At 63.7% G+C, this 17,492-nt stretch carries 18 protein-coding genes; 8 read left to right on the forward strand and 10 right to left on the reverse strand.

Going from position 1 to position 17,492, the window contains the following annotated elements:
* Positions 1-4 precede the first annotated feature (4 nt).
* Complete coding sequence (locus tag AC56LV_RS14845; RefSeq protein ID WP_499504158.1) at positions 5-1,243, reverse strand: nucleoside recognition domain-containing protein; 1,239 nt, start codon at positions 1,241-1,243, stop codon at positions 5-7.
* Between the two features lie 215 nt (positions 1,244-1,458).
* Here AC56LV_RS14845 and AC56LV_RS14850 point away from each other — a divergent pair, with 215 nt between their 5' ends.
* The 3 genes from AC56LV_RS14850 to AC56LV_RS14860 all read left to right on the forward strand — a co-directional run bounded on the left by AC56LV_RS14850 (position 1,459) and on the right by AC56LV_RS14860 (position 7,578).
* The gene (locus AC56LV_RS14850) at positions 1,459-3,243 is read left to right on the forward strand and encodes an ABC transporter substrate-binding protein (protein WP_499558713.1); all 1,785 of its coding nucleotides are present in this window, start codon (positions 1,459-1,461) and stop codon (positions 3,241-3,243) included.
* Positions 3,244-3,455: 212 nt separating this feature from the next.
* Positions 3,456-6,311, forward strand: coding sequence for a TonB-dependent receptor domain-containing protein (locus AC56LV_RS14855; RefSeq protein ID WP_499558715.1), 2,856 nt, complete (start codon positions 3,456-3,458; stop codon positions 6,309-6,311).
* A gap of 316 nt (positions 6,312-6,627) precedes the next feature.
* Positions 6,628-7,578 (forward strand): S66 peptidase family protein, encoded by a 951-nt coding sequence (locus AC56LV_RS14860; RefSeq protein ID WP_499558717.1) that lies wholly within the window; start codon positions 6,628-6,630, stop codon positions 7,576-7,578.
* A 77-nt stretch (positions 7,579-7,655) separates the two neighbouring features.
* Here AC56LV_RS14860 and AC56LV_RS14865 read toward each other — a convergent pair whose 3' ends face one another.
* From AC56LV_RS14865 to AC56LV_RS14890, 6 genes are all read right to left on the reverse strand, one after another.
* Complete coding sequence (locus tag AC56LV_RS14865; protein ID WP_499558719.1) at positions 7,656-8,216, reverse strand: GNAT family N-acetyltransferase; 561 nt, start codon at positions 8,214-8,216, stop codon at positions 7,656-7,658.
* On the reverse strand, positions 8,213-9,340 hold the full coding sequence (locus tag AC56LV_RS14870) for an acyl-CoA dehydrogenase family protein (protein WP_499558720.1): 1,128 nt from the start codon (positions 9,338-9,340) through the stop codon (positions 8,213-8,215). The genes AC56LV_RS14865 and AC56LV_RS14870 overlap by 4 nt, the downstream gene beginning before the upstream one ends.
* 19 nt (positions 9,341-9,359) lie before the next feature.
* On the reverse strand, positions 9,360-10,028 hold the full coding sequence (locus tag AC56LV_RS14875) for an SDR family oxidoreductase (protein ID WP_499558722.1): 669 nt from the start codon (positions 10,026-10,028) through the stop codon (positions 9,360-9,362).
* An 87-nt stretch (positions 10,029-10,115) separates the two neighbouring features.
* Positions 10,116-11,315, reverse strand: coding sequence for an acetyl-CoA C-acyltransferase (locus tag AC56LV_RS14880; RefSeq protein ID WP_332531255.1), 1,200 nt, complete (start codon positions 11,313-11,315; stop codon positions 10,116-10,118).
* 26 nt (positions 11,316-11,341) lie between these two features.
* Positions 11,342-12,526 (reverse strand): isovaleryl-CoA dehydrogenase, encoded by a 1,185-nt coding sequence (locus AC56LV_RS14885; protein WP_183555067.1) that lies wholly within the window; start codon positions 12,524-12,526, stop codon positions 11,342-11,344.
* Between the two features lie 136 nt (positions 12,527-12,662).
* Positions 12,663-13,079, reverse strand: coding sequence for a MerR family transcriptional regulator (locus AC56LV_RS14890; protein ID WP_258836837.1), 417 nt, complete (start codon positions 13,077-13,079; stop codon positions 12,663-12,665).
* 132 nt (positions 13,080-13,211) lie between these two features.
* Here AC56LV_RS14890 and AC56LV_RS14895 point away from each other — a divergent pair, with 132 nt between their 5' ends.
* From AC56LV_RS14895 to AC56LV_RS14905, 3 genes are all read left to right on the forward strand, one after another.
* The gene (locus tag AC56LV_RS14895; RefSeq protein WP_499558724.1) at positions 13,212-14,276 is read left to right on the forward strand and encodes an MBL fold metallo-hydrolase; all 1,065 of its coding nucleotides are present in this window, start codon (positions 13,212-13,214) and stop codon (positions 14,274-14,276) included.
* 263 nt (positions 14,277-14,539) lie between these two features.
* Entirely contained in the window at positions 14,540-14,953 is a 414-nt protein-coding gene (locus AC56LV_RS14900) for a hypothetical protein (RefSeq protein WP_183555070.1), read from the forward strand.
* Positions 14,954-15,091: 138 nt separating this feature from the next.
* Complete coding sequence (locus AC56LV_RS14905; protein WP_183555071.1) at positions 15,092-15,265, forward strand: hypothetical protein; 174 nt, start codon at positions 15,092-15,094, stop codon at positions 15,263-15,265.
* Between the two features lie 34 nt (positions 15,266-15,299).
* Here AC56LV_RS14905 and AC56LV_RS14910 read toward each other — a convergent pair whose 3' ends face one another.
* Both AC56LV_RS14910 and grxD read right to left on the reverse strand, forming a co-directional pair.
* Positions 15,300-15,902, reverse strand: a complete 603-nt coding sequence (locus tag AC56LV_RS14910) for a UbiX family flavin prenyltransferase (RefSeq protein ID WP_258836834.1) — start codon at positions 15,900-15,902, stop codon at positions 15,300-15,302.
* 4 nt (positions 15,903-15,906) lie between these two features.
* The gene (grxD, locus tag AC56LV_RS14915; RefSeq protein WP_183555074.1) at positions 15,907-16,221 is read right to left on the reverse strand and encodes a Grx4 family monothiol glutaredoxin; all 315 of its coding nucleotides are present in this window, start codon (positions 16,219-16,221) and stop codon (positions 15,907-15,909) included.
* A 32-nt stretch (positions 16,222-16,253) separates the two neighbouring features.
* Here grxD and AC56LV_RS14920 point away from each other — a divergent pair, with 32 nt between their 5' ends.
* Both AC56LV_RS14920 and AC56LV_RS14925 read left to right on the forward strand, forming a co-directional pair.
* Positions 16,254-16,652 carry a hypothetical protein gene (locus AC56LV_RS14920; RefSeq protein WP_499558725.1) on the forward strand — a complete coding sequence of 133 codons (399 nt, stop codon included), beginning with the start codon at positions 16,254-16,256 and terminating at the stop codon, positions 16,650-16,652.
* A 93-nt stretch (positions 16,653-16,745) separates the two neighbouring features.
* Positions 16,746-17,030: a hypothetical protein gene (locus AC56LV_RS14925; protein WP_183555076.1), complete on the forward strand. Its 285-nt coding sequence runs from the start codon at positions 16,746-16,748 to the stop codon at positions 17,028-17,030.
* Between the two features lie 10 nt (positions 17,031-17,040).
* Here the strand turns inward: AC56LV_RS14925 and AC56LV_RS14930 are convergent, their stop codons facing one another.
* Positions 17,041-17,490 (reverse strand): GNAT family N-acetyltransferase, encoded by a 450-nt coding sequence (locus tag AC56LV_RS14930; protein WP_499558727.1) that lies wholly within the window; start codon positions 17,488-17,490, stop codon positions 17,041-17,043.
* Positions 17,491-17,492: the final 2 nt, after the last annotated feature.

Raw genomic sequence — 17,492 nt, forward strand, 5'->3', positions numbered from 1 at the left:
ATCCTTAACCGAAGAAGAGATAGGCCACGAAGATCGCAGCGATGATGCCGACCAGGTCGGCCAGCAGGCCATAGCTGACCGCATAGCGCGTCTTGCGAATGCCGACCGAGCCGAAATACAGCGCGATGATGTAGAACGTGGTGTCCGACGCGCCCTGCATGATGCTGGCCAGGCGGCCGACGAACGAGTCCACGCCATAGGTCTTGATCGCATCGATCATCATGGCGCGCGCGCCACTGCCCGAGAGCGACTTCATGAGCGCGGTCGGCAGCGCGCCGACGAAATCGGTCTGCAGACCCAGCGCGGAAAACACCCACGCGAAGCCGCTCGTGACCATGCCGAGGATGCCCGAGTTGCGCACCACGCTGATCGCCACGATCATGCCGACCAGATAGGGGATGATCTTGATCGACGTTTCGACGCCGCCCTTGGCGCCTTCGATGAAGGCCTCGAACACATTGACCTTCTTGCGCAGCGCCCCGGTCATGAACGCGGCGATGACGCCGAACAGCACCAGGTTGGCTGCGACCGACGACACCAGCTGGATCTGCGTCTTGTCGAGGAAGTAGGTGAAGGACAGGACCATCGACGCGATCAGCGCTGCGGTGCCGCCGATCCAGGCGAAGATCACCGGGTCGAACAGGTTGATGCGCTGACGCAGGCCCACCATGATGATGCTGAAGATGGTGGCGGTGTAGGTCGCGATCAGCGTCGGGATGAAGATGTCGGCCGGGTTGGCTGCGCCCAGCACCGCGCGCTGGGCCATCACGGCCAGCGGAATGATCGTCAGGCCCGAGGTCTGGATCACCAAAAACATCAGCTGCGCATCGGTGGCTTCATCCTTGTTCGGATTGAGCGACTGCAGGCTTTCCATGGCCTTCAGACCGAACGGCGTGGCGGCGTTATCGAGGCCCAGCATATTGGCCGAGAAGTTCATCACCATGTGGCCATTGGCCGGGTGGTTGCGCGGCACGCCCGGAAAGATGCGCGAAAAGAACGGGCCGATCACGCGCGCGAACAGGTTGATGGCGCCGGCCTTCTCGCCGACATTCATGATCCCGAGCCAGAACGTCATCACGCCGGCCAGCGGCAGGGCGATGTCCATCACGGCCATCTTGGCCGAGTCGAAGGTGCCGTCGATGATGCGCTTGAAGATTTCGGTGTCGCCAAGGAAGAGCCACTGCGCCATTGCTGCGAGGAAGCCGACGAGGAAGAAGCCTGTCCAGATGTAATTGAGTGCCATCGATAACCAGTAAATGCTGAGAGGTGCTGATCGGTGCTGATCGAAGCGTTGCCGCCGGGTTCGGACGATTGTGCAGCGCCCAGGGGCCAAGGGCAAGCCGCGTGGATGAAAGAATGCAGCCGCGCCATGCGCAAAAGTTATGAGCGTTGCTTGCCAAGGCGCGGCGCGCCTATGATACGGCACGCCGTATGGGATGCTCCAAAGGATCTGCCGTCATGAAATTTCGCTCCGCCGCTGCTGCGCTGTTGTCGCTGTCCCTGTTTGCGTCATGCCCGGTCGTGCAGGCACAGGCGCAGGACAAGGTCCTGCACATGTTCCTCTCGACCAGCGAGACGGGGCTCGACCCGGCAGTGGCGTCCGACAACGCCACGCTGTCGCTGCTGGAAAACCTGTTCGACCCGCTGCTGCGCTACGACTACCTGGCGCGCCCGGCCACGTTGCGCCCCAACACGGCCACGGCCATGCCGACCGTCAGCAGCGACGGCCTGACCTACACCTTCCGCATCCGCCCCGGCATCCATTTCACGCCTGACCCTGCGTTCAAGGGCCGCAAGCGCGAAGTCACGGCCGCCGACTATGTCTACAGCCTCAAGCGCCTGTACGACCCGGCGCTCAAGTCGCCCTGGGCGTATATGTTCGAAGGCAAGATCGCAGGCGACGCCGCGCTGCGCGCGCGCTTCGGCCCGGACGTAGAGGTGGCCGGCCTGCAGGCGCCGGACCGCTATACGTTGCGCATCCAGCTGACCGCGCCCGACAACAATTTCCTGTTCTATCTGGCGACGGCGGCCAGCAGTGTGGTGGCGCGCGAAGTCATTGAGGCGTATCCGGGCCAGGCGGGCAATCACCCGATCGGCACCGGGCCGTTCATGCTGGGGCAGTGGAAGCGCAGCGACCGCATCGTATTGCTGGCCAATCCGGATTCCACGGCCGTGTTTGCAGCCACGCCCGGTAATGACCCGGAGGACCGGGCGATTGCCGCCGCACTGAATGGCAAGCGCCTGCCGCGCGTGGACCGGGTCGAGGTGCGCATTGCCGAGGAATTCCAGGGCCGTATGCTGGGCTTTTTGAATGCCGAATACGATTATCTGGAGCAGATCCCCGAATCGATGACCGGGATGGTCGTGCACGACGGCGCCCTGAAGCCCGAACTGGCTACGCGCGGGATCGTGCTGTCGCGCTTTCCGGTGCTGCAGACCTACTATATGTGGATGAACATGACCGACCCGGTCGTGGGCGGCTACAGCAAGGACCGCATTGCATTGCGACGTGCGATCTCGATGGCGTACAACAGCGCCGAAGACATTGCGCTATTGAAGAAAGGGTTTGCGATCAAGGCCGAGTCGCCGCTGCCACCGAACGTGCGCGGCTACGATCCGCGCTACCGCAGTCCGGTGCCGTACGACCCGGCGCTGGCCAATGCCTTGCTCGACAGCCATGGCTACGACGGGCGCGACCCGGATGGTTTTCGGCGCGCACCCGATGGCAAGCCACTGACCTTGACGATGCACAGCGAAGCGACCGTCGGCGGGCGCCTGCGCGATGAACTCTGGCGAAAATGCCTGAATGCCATCGGTGTGCGCGTCGTTTTCAAGTCCGACAAGAAAACCGAGATCATCAAGGCCTCGCGCCTCGGAACGGTGCAAATGTTCGAGAGTAACTGGATCGCCGATTTCCCCGACGGCGACAACTTTTATCAGCTGTTGTACGGGCCCAATGCAGGGCGGGCCAACTACGCGCGTTTCAACCTGCCTCAATACAATGTGCGCTATGAAAAAGCACGCTTGCTGCAGGATGGTGCAGAGCGAAACAGACTCTATTTCGAGATGAACCAGCTGCTCCATGCGTACAACCCGTGGGTGCCGTTGACCCATGTTTTATCGGGCGATCTGCGGCATCCGTGGTTGAAAAACTACAAACGCCATCCCGTCGAATTCACGAACTGGCGCTACCTCGATATCGATGTTGCGCAAAGGGCACGCTCGGTCAGGGGCGAGCGATAGATTTCGTTAGTTTTTCCGCAAGAAAATATTCCCGCTGGTTATACTCCCCTCCGGATAATTCATTGGCTTGTCACAAAATTGTGAGCGTACTCTGAATTGAAAACATAACGTAATGCCAAGAATCAACTTGGCATGCGACACGCAGGCCGGCGCAGTGCAGTCCAATACAGTGCGCCGGCCGACGACCGCCCCGGAACGCAAGGAGAAACATCGTGAAATTGAAGAAACTGGCCCAGCTGATTGCCTTGATGGGGGCAGTTGCCCCTGCTGCCATGCCGCTCGTGGCGCAAGCGCAAACCGACACGTCGATGCAGCGGGTGGAAATCACCGGCTCGAGCATCAAGCGTATCGCCAAGGAGGGCGCGCTGCCGGTTGAAATCATTTCGCGCAAACAGATCGAAGACCAGGGCATCGTCACGGCCGAGCAACTCATCGCCACGCTGAACATCAACGGCAATGGCTCGGACAACCTGGCCTCGAACGCCGACGTCACGTCGGGCGCCCAGCGCGGCAACAACGGCGCCTCGAGCGCCAACCTGCGCGGCCAGGGTTCCGATTCGACGCTGGTGCTGCTCAACGGCCGGCGCGTCGCGACGCACGGCATGAAGGGCTCGGCGGTCGACCTGAATTCGATCCCGATGGCGGCGGTCGAGCGCGTCGAAGTGCTCAAGGATGGCGCGTCGGCCGTGTACGGCACCGACGCCATCGGCGGCGTGATCAACTTCATCCTGCGCAAGAACTACAAGGGCCTGGAAGCGCAAGCCTTCACCGACGTGGCCGAGGCGAGCGGCGGTGAAATCGGCCGCGCCAGCCTCACCGGCGGCTGGGGCGACCTCGATACCCAGGGCTGGAACGTGCTGGCGACCCTGTCCCACAGCGAGAACAAGGCGCTGCGTGGCAACCAGCGGGACTTCGTCAACACCTTCCAGCCGAACCGCGGCGTGTCGGTCGATACGCGCGGTACGCCGAGCGGCAATATCTTCGCCACGACGCTGGCGCCAACGCTGCTCTCGCGCACCGGCACCGGCCCGACCCTGCCGGGCAGCAGCGTTGCCTACAACGGCATCAGCCTGCTCGACCTGCCGGGCGGCGCCGGTTGCGACAGCATCGACGGCATGGGCGCGTACGACGAAAAGCTGTGGGACACGCCGGGCGCCGCCTATGGCTGCGCCTGGGATACGGGCCGCGCCGCCGTGCTGCAGCAGCCGGTCAAGAACACCAATGCGCTGGGCCGCGCCACCTTCCGCATCGGCGAGCACGAGCTGTTCGCCGAAGGCGTCGCCTCGCGCGTCGAAGTGTCCAAGCGCTTCTCGCCGAACCAGATTTCGCCATCGGCGTCGACCTTCAACGCGAGCTCGTTCTACCCGAGCACGGGCGCTGCCTACAATGACGTCTACAACGCGCTGGTCAAGACCTTCCCGGGGATCTCCGCCAACTACGGCTTGCCGATCGCGTACCGCTGGCGCTGCATGGAGTGCGGCAACCGCGAGATCACCACCGAGACCAAGGCCAGCCGCGTGCTGGTGGGCGCCGATGGGCCGCTGACCTTGTTCGGCAACCGCTACGATTATCGCGTCGGCCTGTCGCGCGCCTACAGCGAATCGGAGTCGCTGCTGGGCACCGGCTACAACTACACGGCGGCGCTGCGCGATGTGCTCGGCTCGGGCATCGTCAACCCGTTCCTGCTGCCGGGCCAGACCCAGAGCCAGGCCGCGATCGATGCGATCCGCGCCACCTCGGCCGCCGGCGTCGTCATGTACGGCGGTAAAACGACGCTGACCCAGTTCGACGCCGCGCTGTCGGGTGAAATCTTCAAGCTGCCGGCCGGCGCCGTGATGATGGCGCTGGGCACCGACCTGCGCCGCGAAGAATACAAGTTCAATGGCGACTTGCGCGCCGTCAGTGCGCGCCCGGCGATCCTGAATGCGCCGTTCGATGACGTCAATGCGCTGCCGAAGGTGAGCCGCGACATCAAGGCCGTGTATGCCGAGATGCTGGTGCCGGTCACGCAGGCGCTGGAGCTGACGTTCGCCATCCGCCGCGACGATTACACGGGCTTTGGCGCGACGACCAATCCGAAGGTCTCGTTCCGTTACCAGCCGATCCCGCAACTGATGTTCCGCGGTTCGTACAACGAGGGCTTCCGCGCGCCGTCGTTCAACCAGCTGTTCAACGGCGTGACCGAGAGCCAGTATGTCGGCAAGGACCTGGCCGATCCGGCTACCTGCCCAAGCGGCCGTGTCGACACCGCAGTCGCCGGTTGCCAGGCCGTCAATCCGGTCGTTCTCACCGGCGGCAAGAACACGCTGGGTCCGGAAACGGCCAAGCAGGGCAGCCTGGGCGTCGTGTTCGAGCCGGCCGGCGGCTTCTCGGCCAATGCCGACCTGTGGGAAATCCGCAAGGAAAACACGATCGACTCGTTCAATGCGGTGACCATGATCGCGAACTACAGCCTGTTCCAGGACCAGTTCCGTCGCGACGCCGCCGGCAACCTGACCGAGATCGACCAGCGCTGGCTCAATGCCGGCGAGCGCATCACGCGCGGCCTGGAGGTTGGCGCACGCATGACCGGCAAGTTCAGCACCGGTTCGATCTGGGGCATCGGCATCGACGGTTCGCGCCTGCTCGAGAAGAAGTCGCGCGCCACCAGAAACGCCGAATTCGGCGAGAGCGAAATCGGCCGCTTCCTGTACACCGGCGACCTGGGCCTGAAGTGGAAGCATAGCGCCTACGTGACCTACAAGTACGGCAACTGGAGCGGCATGCTGCAGAATATCTTCCGCTCGGGTTACACCGACCAGGTGCTGCCAGGCGTGGCCAGCGGCCGCATCAAGCCGTCCGAGTACAACAGCAAGGTAGACGATTACTCGATCTTCCACCTGACCGCGAACTACACGGGCTTCAAGAACCTGACGCTCACCGCCGGCATCAAGAACATCCTGGACGAAGATCCACCGTTCGCGATCACCTACGACAGCAACACCGGCGCCGGCAGCAGCTGGGAGCCGCGTGTCGCCGACCCGCGTGGCCGTTCGTTCACGATGATGGCAACCTACAAGTTCTTCTGATCAAAAAGCGGGGGTCAGGTCTGACATTCGGACACAAGCTCGACAATCGGGTGGTCAGAACTGGCTTGCACCGGGCCATGCCAATACTGTGCAAGACACCATTGGAAAGGTCCAAGGCCGAGGTCGTGTCCGAATGTCAGACCTGACCCCGGCTGAGGGCTTGCAAGCCTCGCGGGCCGGTAGGGTGGACGGCTCTGCCGTCCACCCTACAGCTAATTCTGGATTGCACATGAAGATCAACCGCCGCCACTTTGGTGCCATTGCCGCCGCCATGTCTGTGACTGCATCAGCTGCTGCGCGTCCCTCTTCGCGACCCATGCTCATCAAACCTCCACGCCTGCGCCGGGGCGACGTTGTCGGCCTGATTGCGCCGGGCGGCTACACGAACGATGCCGCCATCGAGAAGGCGGTGCGCAATATCGAGGCGCTGGGCTTCAGGGTCAAGCCTGGCGCCTATCTGCGAGAGGTGTTTGGCAACTACGCCGGATCAAGCCAGCAGCGCCTGGCCGACCTGCATGCGATGTTCGCCGATCCCGAGGTCAAGGCGATCTGGCCGATCCGCGGTGGCTCGGGCTGCATCTCGCTGCTCTCGGGCCTGGACATCGCGCTGATCCGCCGCAATCCGAAAGTGCTGATCGGGTATTCGGACATCACGGCGCTGCACCTGGCAATCGTCAGGCAGACGGGCCTCGTGACGTTCCATGGACCGGTGGCCTCGTCGACGCTGACCGACTATGCGACGCAGCACATGATGGCAGTGCTGACCGAACCGCAAGCGACTTACACGATTCCGATGTCGCTCGAGAACGCCGAACGCGCCGCGCAGGAGCCGCACTTCGGCATTCATACCTTCACGCACGGCGTGGCCACGGGGCCGCTCATGGGCGGCAACCTGTCGATGGTCGCGGCGCTGGCCGGCACGCCGTACGCGGCCGATATCGGCAACAGCATCCTGTTCCTGGAAGACGTCAACGAGGCGCCGTACCGGATCGACCGCTGGATGACGCAGCTCGACCTGGCCGGGGGCTTTGCCAATGCGGCGGCGCTGGTGGTGGGGATTTGCCAGAACTGCGGGCCGGAACACGAGGACGTGTCGCTGACGCTCGAGCGCACGCTGGCGCTGCACCTGCATCCGCTGGTCATTCCGGCGGTGAGTGGCTATTCCATTGGGCATATCCGCAACCAGTGCACGCTGCCCATGGGTGTGCGCGCGACGCTCGATACGCGGGCGCAGACGATCACGCTGCTGGAAGCAGCGGTGTCCTGAGAATTTTCTGGTGGTGCTGTTGAGCGCGCGGGCTTGTGACAGGTGGGTTGAACGCGTGGGCGGGAAACCCGCCCACCCTACCTCGGGTATGGCGTAAGGCGCCGGCTCATCGTCACAGAGCCGTGCGACTCGCCATCGATCCGGTACAGGTCGTGCACCTCGCCGGTGACGATGAACCCGGCGCGCTCGTACAGCCGGCGCGCCGCCAGATTGCCCGACAGGACATCCAGGTCGACCCATTCGAGAGGCGGCGTGACGCTGGCCCACGCCAGCGCGTGCTCGACCAGCTGACGGCCCAGTCCCGCACGGCGGTAATCGCGGTGCACGCCCATGCCCAGCAGCGCGCGGTGGAAGGCCGCAATTTCAGGCCGTGCGCGCAGGTCGACGTGGCCGGCGATCGCGCCCTGGCCGTCGAGCGCGAGCCACATGCGACGCCAGCGCGGCTGGCCGAACGGCACGGTAAAACTGGCGGCGAACGACGCCGCCTTGTCGGGCGGCAGGCGCGACTGCCCGCGCGAGATGGGCTGGAACAGCGGCACGGCACCGCGGCCGTTTTCCTGCAGCTGGTCGTCGAGGTACATGAACAACTGCGGCAGCTGTTCCGGCACCAGCGCCTGCAGGGTCAACGGTCCGTTCACAATGCGCGGGCGATCAGGATTTTCTGGATGTCGCTGGTGCCTTCGTAGATCTGGCACACGCGCACATCGCGGTAGATGCGCTCGACGGGGAAGTCGGCCACGTAGCCGTAGCCGCCGAAGACCTGCATTGCATCGGACACCACGCGCTCGGCCATTTCGGACGCGAACAGCTTGGCCATCGCGGCTTCCTTCAGGCAGGGCAGGCCCGCATCCTTCATCGACGCCGCATGCAGGATCAGCTGGCGCGCGGCCTCGATCTTCATCGCCATCTCGGCCAGGCGGAACTGCACCGCCTGGTGCTCGAAGATCGCCTTGCCGAAGCTTTCGCGGTCCTTCGCATACGCCAGCGCGGCCTCGTACGCGGCGCGCGCCATGCCCACTGCCTGCGAGGCGATGCCGATGCGCCCGCCCTCCAGGCCCGACAGCGCGATCTTGTAGCCCATGCCTTCTTCGCCGATCAGGTTTTCCTGCGGGACGCGGCAATTGTCGAACACGATCTGCGCGGTGTCCGACGAGTGCTGGCCCATCTTGTGTTCGACGCCGGCCACAATGTACCCGGGCGTGTTGGTCGGGACCCAGAATGCGCTGATGCCCTTCTTGCCGGCCGCCTTGTCGGTGACGGCCATGACGATCGCCACGTCGCCGTACTTGCCGCTGGTGATGAACTGCTTGGTGCCGTTGATGACGTAATGCTCGCCATCGCGCGTGGCGGTCGTGCGCAGCGCTGCGGCGTCGCTGCCCGTGTGCGGCTCGGTCAGCGCGAATGCACCCAGCAGCTCACCCTGCGCCAGGGGCCGCAGCCACTGCTGTTTCTGCGCTTCGCTCGCATACATCATCGCGATGCTGCACACGGGGCAGTTGTTGACGGAGATGATGGTGGAGACGCCGCCGTCACCGGCCGCGATTTCTTCGAGTACCAGCGCGAGCGCCACATAATCCAGGCCGGCACCGCCGTACTGCTCCGGCACTGCCACGCCGAAGGCGCCCAGCGCCGCCAGTTCCTGCAATTCTTCGCGCGGGAAGTGGTGCTCACGGTCCCAGCGCGCAGCATTGGGGGCCAGGCGCTCCTGGGCAAAGCTGCGCAGGGCGTCGCGGATCATCTGGTGTTCGTCGGACAGGATCATGGGGTCTCGCTATTGTGTGTTACCAGGCGATCGGCTCGCCGTCGTGGTTCAGGAAACTGCCGTTGGCGCCCGCGTCCACCCTGGCCAGCGTGGCGCGCAGATCGCGTACGCTGTCCTGCACGGTGAGCGCGGCGCCGCTGCCGCCCATATCGGTCTGAACCCAGCCCGGATGGAAGGCGATGCAGGTCACGCCTTGCGCGCCGTAGGTGATCGATGCATCCTTGAGCACCGAATTCAGCGCGGCCTTGCTGGCGCGGTACAGCGTGCCGTCGGTGCCCGAGCGCTCGCCGATGGAGCCCATGCGCGACGAGAGCACCGCCAGCTTGCCTTTCGAATCGGCCAGCAACGGCGCGACGATCGGAATCAGGCGCATCGCCGAGAGCACATTGGTGTGCATGACGGTGTCGAATTCGGGGCCGGTCGGGAAGCTCCCGTGGGCCAGGCCATACACGCCGGCTACCAGCCAGGCGCTGTCGATTTTTTCGTCGTCCAGGCGCCAGGCCAGCGCGGCGATCGATTCGGCATCGAGCACGTCGAGCTGGTGCGCTTCGGCGCCCAGCGCGACGAGGCCATCGCAGTCTTCCTGCTTGCGTGCGGTGGCGATGACGCGCCAGCCATCCTGGCGATATTGGGCGGCCATTTCATGGCCAATGCCGCGCGAGGCGCCGACGATCAATACAGTGGGCATGCTGTGCTCCTTGTGAAGGGTTGGCAACGATAGACCTTCAATAGTCGCATGCTTTGTTCATCGTTGCAGCGCACCGTGCGGGCCGGTTTACACCAGCTCGATCGCCATCGCCGTGGCCTCGCCGCCGCCGATGCACAGCGCCGCCACACCGCGCTTGCCGCCGGTGCGCTTGAGCGCGCCAAGCAGCGTGACGACGATGCGCGCACCGGACGCGCCGATCGGGTGGCCCAGCGCGCAGGCGCCGCCGTGCACATTGACCTTCTCGTGCGGGATGGCCAGATCGCGCATCGCCGCCATCGGCACCGCAGCAAACGCTTCGTTGATCTCGTACAGGTCGACGTCGCCCGCCGTCCAGCCGGTTTTCTTGAACAGCTTCTGCATCGCGCCGATCGGGGCGGTGGTAAACAGGTTCGGTTCCTGCGCATGCGTGGCGTGACCGAGCACGCGCGCGATCGGCGTCAGGCCGAGTTCCTTGGCGGTCGATTCGCGCATCATCACGAGAGCGGCGGCGCCATCGTTGATCGACGACGACGAAGCGGCGGTGACGGTGCCATCCTTCTTGAACGCGGGTTTGAGTGACGGGATCTTGTCGACCTTGGCCTTGAGCGGGCCTTCGTCCTTGTCGATGACGGTGTCGCCTGCGCGGCTGGTGACGGTGACCGGTGCGATTTCCCAGTCGAAGCCACCGTCGGTGGCGGCGGCCTGCGCACGCTTGACCGAGGCGATCGCGAAGTTGTCCTGCTCTTCGCGCGTGAAGCCGTAGCTGGCCACGCACTCTTCGGCGAAGGTGCCCATCGAGCGGCCTTCACCCGTTTTTTCGTTGCGCGAGTAGGCGTCTTCGAGGCCGTCGAGCATCATGTGGTCGAACATCGGCGCGTGGCCGATGCGGTAGCCGCCGCGCGCCTTCGGGATCAGGTAGGGCGCGCCGGTCATCGATTCCATGCCGCCCGCAACGACGACATCGGCACTGCCGGCCACCAATTGGTCGTGCGCGAAGATGGCCGCCTGCATCGCCGAGCCGCACATCTTGGACAGCGTTACGGCGCCGGTGGACATCGGCAGGCCGGCCTTGATCAGCGCCTGGCGCGCCGGGGCCTGGCCCTGGCCCGCCATCAGGCAGTTGCCGAAGTAGACGTGTTCGACGGCGGCCGGATCGACGCCGGCGCGCTGTACGGCGGCCTGGATCGCGACGGCGCCCAGGTCACTGGCAGTCTTGCTGGAAAAATCGCCCTGGAAGGCGCCCATCGGGGTGCGCGCGGCGCCGACGATAACGACTGGATCGTTCATGGTATGGGTCTCCGGATCTGAAGGGATTACATGGTCTCGCCGAACAGCTCGCGGCCGATCAGCATGCGGCGGATTTCGCTGGTGCCGGCGCCGATTTCGTACAGCTTGGCGTCGCGCCACAGGCGGCCGACCGGGTATTCATTGATGTAGCCATTGCCGCCCAGCGTCTGGATCGCTTCACCGGCCATCCACGTGGCTTTTTCGGCGCTGTACAGGATGGCGCCGGCGGCGTCCTTGCGCAGGGCGCGGATCTGCTCCGGGCCCGTGGCGCGGTCGCAGGCCTGGCCGACTGCATATACATAGGCGCGGCACGCCATCATGGTCGAGTACATGTCGGCAATCTTGCCCTGCATGAGCTGGAATTCGCCGATGGCCTGGCCGAACTGCTTGCGGTCGTGGATGTATGGTACCACCACGTCCATGCAGGCCGACATGATGCCCAGCGGCCCGCCCGACAGCACGGTGCGCTCGAAGTCCAGGCCCGACATCAGGACATTGACGCCCTTGCCGACGCCGCCCAGCACGTTCTCGACAGGTACCTCGCAATCCTGGAACACCAGCTCGCCCGTGTGCGAACCGCGCATGCCCAGCTTGTCGAGCTTTTGCGCGATCGAGAACCCTTTGAAACCTTTTTCGATCAGGAAGGCGGTCATGCCGCGCGCGCCTGCTTCGGGATCGGTCTTGGCGTAGACGACCAGCGTGTCGGCATCGGGGCCGTTGGTGATCCACATCTTGGTGCCGTTGAGCACGTAGCGGTCGCCCTTGAGTTCGGCGCGCAGGCGCATGCTGACCACGTCCGACCCGGCGTTTGGCTCGGACATCGCCAAGGCGCCGATGTGTTCGCCCGAGATCAGCTTGGGCAGGTAGTGCTGCTTCTGCGCTTCGGTGCCGTTGCGCTTGATCTGGTTGACGCACAGGTTCGAGTGGGCGCCGTACGACAGGCCGACCGAGGCCGAAGCGCGCGAGATTTCCTCCATCGCCACGATGTGGGCCAGGTAGCCCATGTTCGCGCCGCCGTATTCTTCGCTCACCGTGATGCCCAGCAGGCCGAGTTCGCCCATCTTCTTCCACAAATCCATCGGGAACTGGTCGCTGCGGTCGATCTCGGCCGCGCGCGGCGCAATTTCGCTGGCGGCAAATTGCTGGACGGCTTCGCGCAGCGCGGCGATATCGTCGCCATGGTCAAAAGTCAGGCCTGGAAGATGCAGCATGTCGTCCTCGCGGTGAGCAGTGGTGAATTGAGAAAGGGTGCGCGACAATCATACTCGCGTGTTACGTTAACGTAAACGTCAAACAGCAGGCAAAAAAAAGCGCCGACAAGTTGTCAGCGCCCGTTCGCCTGGAGACTCAGGCAGCGTCGCGGCCGGCTTCACCGTCGCCGTGATTGCCGCCAAGCAGGCGACGGCATTCGTCTTCGTGGGCGACAATTTCTTCGAGCGCCATCTCGATATCGGCGCGCTGCTGTTCGAGCGTCACGCGCTGCTGGCCCAGTACGGCGAGGAAGCGGTCGATTTGGGCCTGCGTGTCTTTTGGTGACTCGTACATGTCGACGATGCTCTTGATCTCGGACAGCGTCAAACCCAGGCGCTTGCCGCGCAGGGTCAGTTTCAGGCGGGTCCGGTCGCGCGGCGTGTAGACACGGTTGCGCCCGCCCACGCCTTCGCGTTTTGGACTGAGCAGGCCCTGGTCTTCATAGAAACGGATGGCCCGTGCAGTAATATCGAATTCGCGCGCCAGTTCGGCGATGGTATAGGTAGTCGGCATGAGGTTTTGTAGCGGTTGGGAAACAACCAATAATCGCGTAAAATCGAAACAAGCAGTAACTTCCGTTAACGTAAATTGACGTTGCGTCGTATTGTAGCGCGCCCGCCGTTCCCCCAGAAAAGGAAGATTTGCATGAATGCGCTTGAGTCCCAACTGTCGTATGCGTTTGGCGAGATAATCCCTGCACCGGGGGCCGTGGTCGAGATCGTTCCGGGCTTGCGCTGGGCCCGCATGCCGCTGCCATTCGCGCTGGACCACGTCAATCTGTGGCTGCTGCAGGACGACGTCGACCACGGCGGTGCGACGCGCGCCGGCTGGAGCCTGATCGACACCGGCGCCGGCACCGACGCCACCCGCGCCGCCTGGGAACAGCTGCTGGCCGACGGGCTGGCCGGGGAGCCGCTGGTACGTGTCATCGCCACCCACTGCCACCCCGATCACGTCGGACTCGCGGGCTGGTTGTGCGAGCGCTTTGCTGCGCCGTTCTGGACCACGACGGGCGAGTTCGGCTTCATGCGCATGATGGCAGCGGCGCTGCCTGGCGTGGACGGGCCATCGGCCATCCCGCATTTCGCGCGCCACGGCTTGCGCGACGCGGCGATGCTGGACCAGATGGGCAGCCGTCGCAATTACTATCCATCACTGGTGCCGAGCGTGCCGCTGGCGTATACCCGGTTGCAGGACAAGCAGGATGTCACAATTGGGGGGCAATTGTGGCGCGTCATTACCGGCTTCGGTCACTCGCCCGAGCACGCCTCGTTGTACTGCACGGACCTGAACATTCTGGTGTCCGGCGACATGGTCCTGCCGCGTATCTCGACGAATGTCTCGGTGTTTGCCGTGGAGCCCGATGGCAACCCATTGCAACTGTATCTGGACTCGCTGGGCAAGTTCGCCGACCTGCCCGACGATGTGCTGGTGCTGCCGTCCCACGGCAAGCCGTTTCGCGGGCTGCACACGCGTATCCGGCAATTGCGCGAGCACCATGTTGACCGGCTGGCCGAGGTACTCGACGCCTGCGCCGTGCCCCGCTCGGCGGCCGAGATCGTGCCCATCATGTTCCGGCGCCCGCTCGATGCGCACCAGCTCAGTTTTGCACTCGGCGAAGCGCTCGCGCACTTGCACAAGCTTTGGTATGACGGTCAATTGACTCGCGTGACAAATGCCGATGGGGTGATAGTTTTCACGCGAAACTGATACCCGATATATCATGATTGGATACATATTGAACAGGACGGGCATGCTCCTGAACTGTTCTAAGTAATGGTACGTAGTTGTTTCATTCCCGATCAGGTGCTTTTAAGTGACAACCGTTCTTATGAGAATTGCTGTTGGGAATAACACAAATTGGGTGGAAAAACTATTAAAAAACCACATCTTTGTGACTTTTTAGTTGTATAGTGTAAAAATGAGGTTTCTCGTCTGGAAGAACCTCCCTCTGTCCAACAACAAGTACCGCAATGAATTCAACCAACGAACGGGAGAGCTTCAGCGAACGCCTCCAGCATGCCCTGAAGAACGCTCACTACTCCCCTGACAGCCCTACACGTCTGGCGCGAGAATTTAATATCCGCTTTGAAGGCCGTCCGATCACGGTCCATGCCGCCCGCAAGTGGCTGGTCGGCGAAGCCATTCCCACCCAGGAAAAATTGCGCATGATCGCCCAGTGGCTGGGCGTGCCTGCCGACTGGTTGCGTTTCGGCGGCGCCGAGCAGGCTACTGGCGAGGCCGGTGCTGCCAGCGCCCGCTTTGAATCGGCCGACGTCAAGCTGATCGCCGACCTGCAGCGCCTCGATGAGCACCACCGCCAGCTGGCGCGCGAATTCATTCGCATGCTGGTGCGCGTGAATCATACGAAGCCGGACGCGAAGTAAACGTCGATCGCAGTAGCGTTATTGCCGGTTTGCACTTTTGTCGTGCAGAACAGTACAAATGGGCTGGTCTGGTCCATAATCTGATCAGGTGGCAGCGGTTTCCGCCACCGGTTCAGGTTCACCAGGAGCAGCTGACGCATGCGAAACAACTACGCCAATACCGCCCAGCTCAAGGATTTGATGACGGTGCCGCCGATGACGGCAGCGCGTCATGCTGAACTGATGCGAGAACGCAACGCCCGGCGGCGAATGCTCGAAGAAGCGCGTGACTTGAAAAAGTCCGAAGACAACCGTTACGACGACAAACGCTGAGACAACCCATGCCGGCGCGAGCCGGCATGCCGGTTCATCCTGCCACGTCGTTCTGTTCTGCTTTCATGCCGCCCCAGCGCGCGGCGTGGGAATTTTCTATCCCCAGCAAGTCCACGACACGGTCTACCGTGTGCTCGACCATGTCCGCGATCGTCGCAGGCCGGTGGTAAAAGCTCGGCAGCGGCGGGAAGATGATGCCGCCCATTTCGGTCACCGACGTCATATTGCGCAAGTGGGCCAGGTTGAACGGGGTTTCGCGCACCATCAGCACCAGGCGCCGGCGCTCCTTGAGGATCACGTCGGCAGCGCGCGTGACGAGGTTGTCGGAGAAACCGTGGGCCACGGCGGCCAGGGTTTTCATCGAGCAGGGTGCGACGACCATGCCGTCGACCTGGTACGACCCGCTGGCAATTGAAGCGCCAATATCGCGGTTGCGGTGCACGACGTGCGCCAGCGCTTCGACGTCCCGGCGCTGCAGGCCGAGTTCCTGGTGCAGGGTCAGCGTGGCGGCGTCCGAAATGATCAGGTGGCTTTCGATGCCAGGCGTTGCGTGCAGCCGCTTGAGCAGCTGCACGCCATAGGTTGCGCCGGTCGCGCCGGTGAGGGCGACAACAATACGGCGCGGGCGCTCAGTCATGCAATCAGCCGTTTTTCAGCAGGGTCTGCAGCTCTCCCGATTCGTACATCTCGTTCATGATGTCGGTGCCGCCGATGAACTCGCCGTTCACGTACAGCTGCGGCACGGTTGGCCAGTTCGAGTAGTCCTTGATGCCCTGACGCACTTCAGCGTCGTCCAGCACGTTCACGGTGGCGACGTTGTCGACGCCACACGCTTTCAGCAGCTGGATGGCACGGCCGGAAAAGCCGCACTGTGGGAACTGGGCAGTGCCTTTCATGAACAGCACGACTGGCGTCGAGGTCACGGTGTCTTTGATCCAGGTTTGAACGTCGCTCATTTGATGTGTGCCTTTTGGAGAGGAATGGGTAGATGGCGCCATTCTATAAGAATTCGACGTGGAGGGCATCGGGGACCATCACCGCGCTGCGGTATGATGCCCGGTTCAAGATGACGGGAAACACGATGAAGAACACGTTCGCTACCTTGCCCATCGCAGCCCTGTGGGTGTTTGCCGCGCTGCTGGGCTTGCCGGCACTGTATGACGGCGCCAATGCCTTGAGAAGCGGCCGCGCGGTCGACGTCTTCGTCCAGATCGGCCCACTGATGATGGCGCTGTTCCTGGCCTGGTGCGCGCTGCAGCGCCGTGCCGGCCGGCTGGCGCTGCTGACCTCGCCGCGGGTCACGCTGATCGGCTTCATCTGCTTTGGCGCCTTTGCCGGGTGCTTCCTGATCAAGCTCGTGCTGCGCAACACGACCCTGTTCGCCTGAGCGTCTGGCGCGCCCCGTCAGTGCCTGTGTCAGGGCCTGCGCCCGGCATTGCGGTATGATCGCGCCGTTTGTCACCATCCACCGGAGCACCCGATGCAGCAACCCCGCCGCCGCGTACCATCGCCGAACGCGAACCTCGTGATCGCCGCCCTGCTGGGCATTCCCGGCATCCTGAATATCTATACGGGATTCACGCGCCCAAGTCCCGGCGACATCCTGTCGGGACTCGCCGCGCTGATCTACGCGCTGCTGCTGGTGCGCGACGCGCTGCACATCAAGAAGACGGGCGCGCCGGCGATCCCGCAGCACAAGATGCTGCTGATCGGGTTTGGCTGTCTGGGTGTCTACCTGATCGGCATCCTGATCAAGCACAGCTGAAGCAACGGCGTCAGGGCAGGCGCCGCCCGAGACAAACCGATGCCGCGCGGCCGACATAGCGGCCGTAAGGGGCCACTGGCGCATAACCGTGCCGCTCGTAGAACGCCACCGCGCGCGCATTCACGCGCCGCGTCGACAGCCACAACTGGCGGTAGCCGCATGCCGCGGCGTGCCGCTCGAGTTCTGCCAGCACGTGCGCGCCGGCGCCGCTGCCGGGCCGCGCATACATCCGCTTGAGTTCCCCGATATCGCCCGCAAGCGCGCGCATGGCGCCGCAGCCGACTGCGCTGCCATCGGTGGCGTAGGCCAGCACGAAGCAGGCGCCTGCACCCCGGCAATCCTGCGGATCGAACGAGGCCGCGCCGCTTTCGCCCGTGATTGCGGACAGCGCCGCATCGAGCTGCGGGACAAGGCGCCGCGCGTCGGCGTGATCCGGATCGACGTGGACGACGCGCAGCATCG

The sequence above is a fragment of the Telluria sp. RB2R28 genome, assembly GCF_059685835.1.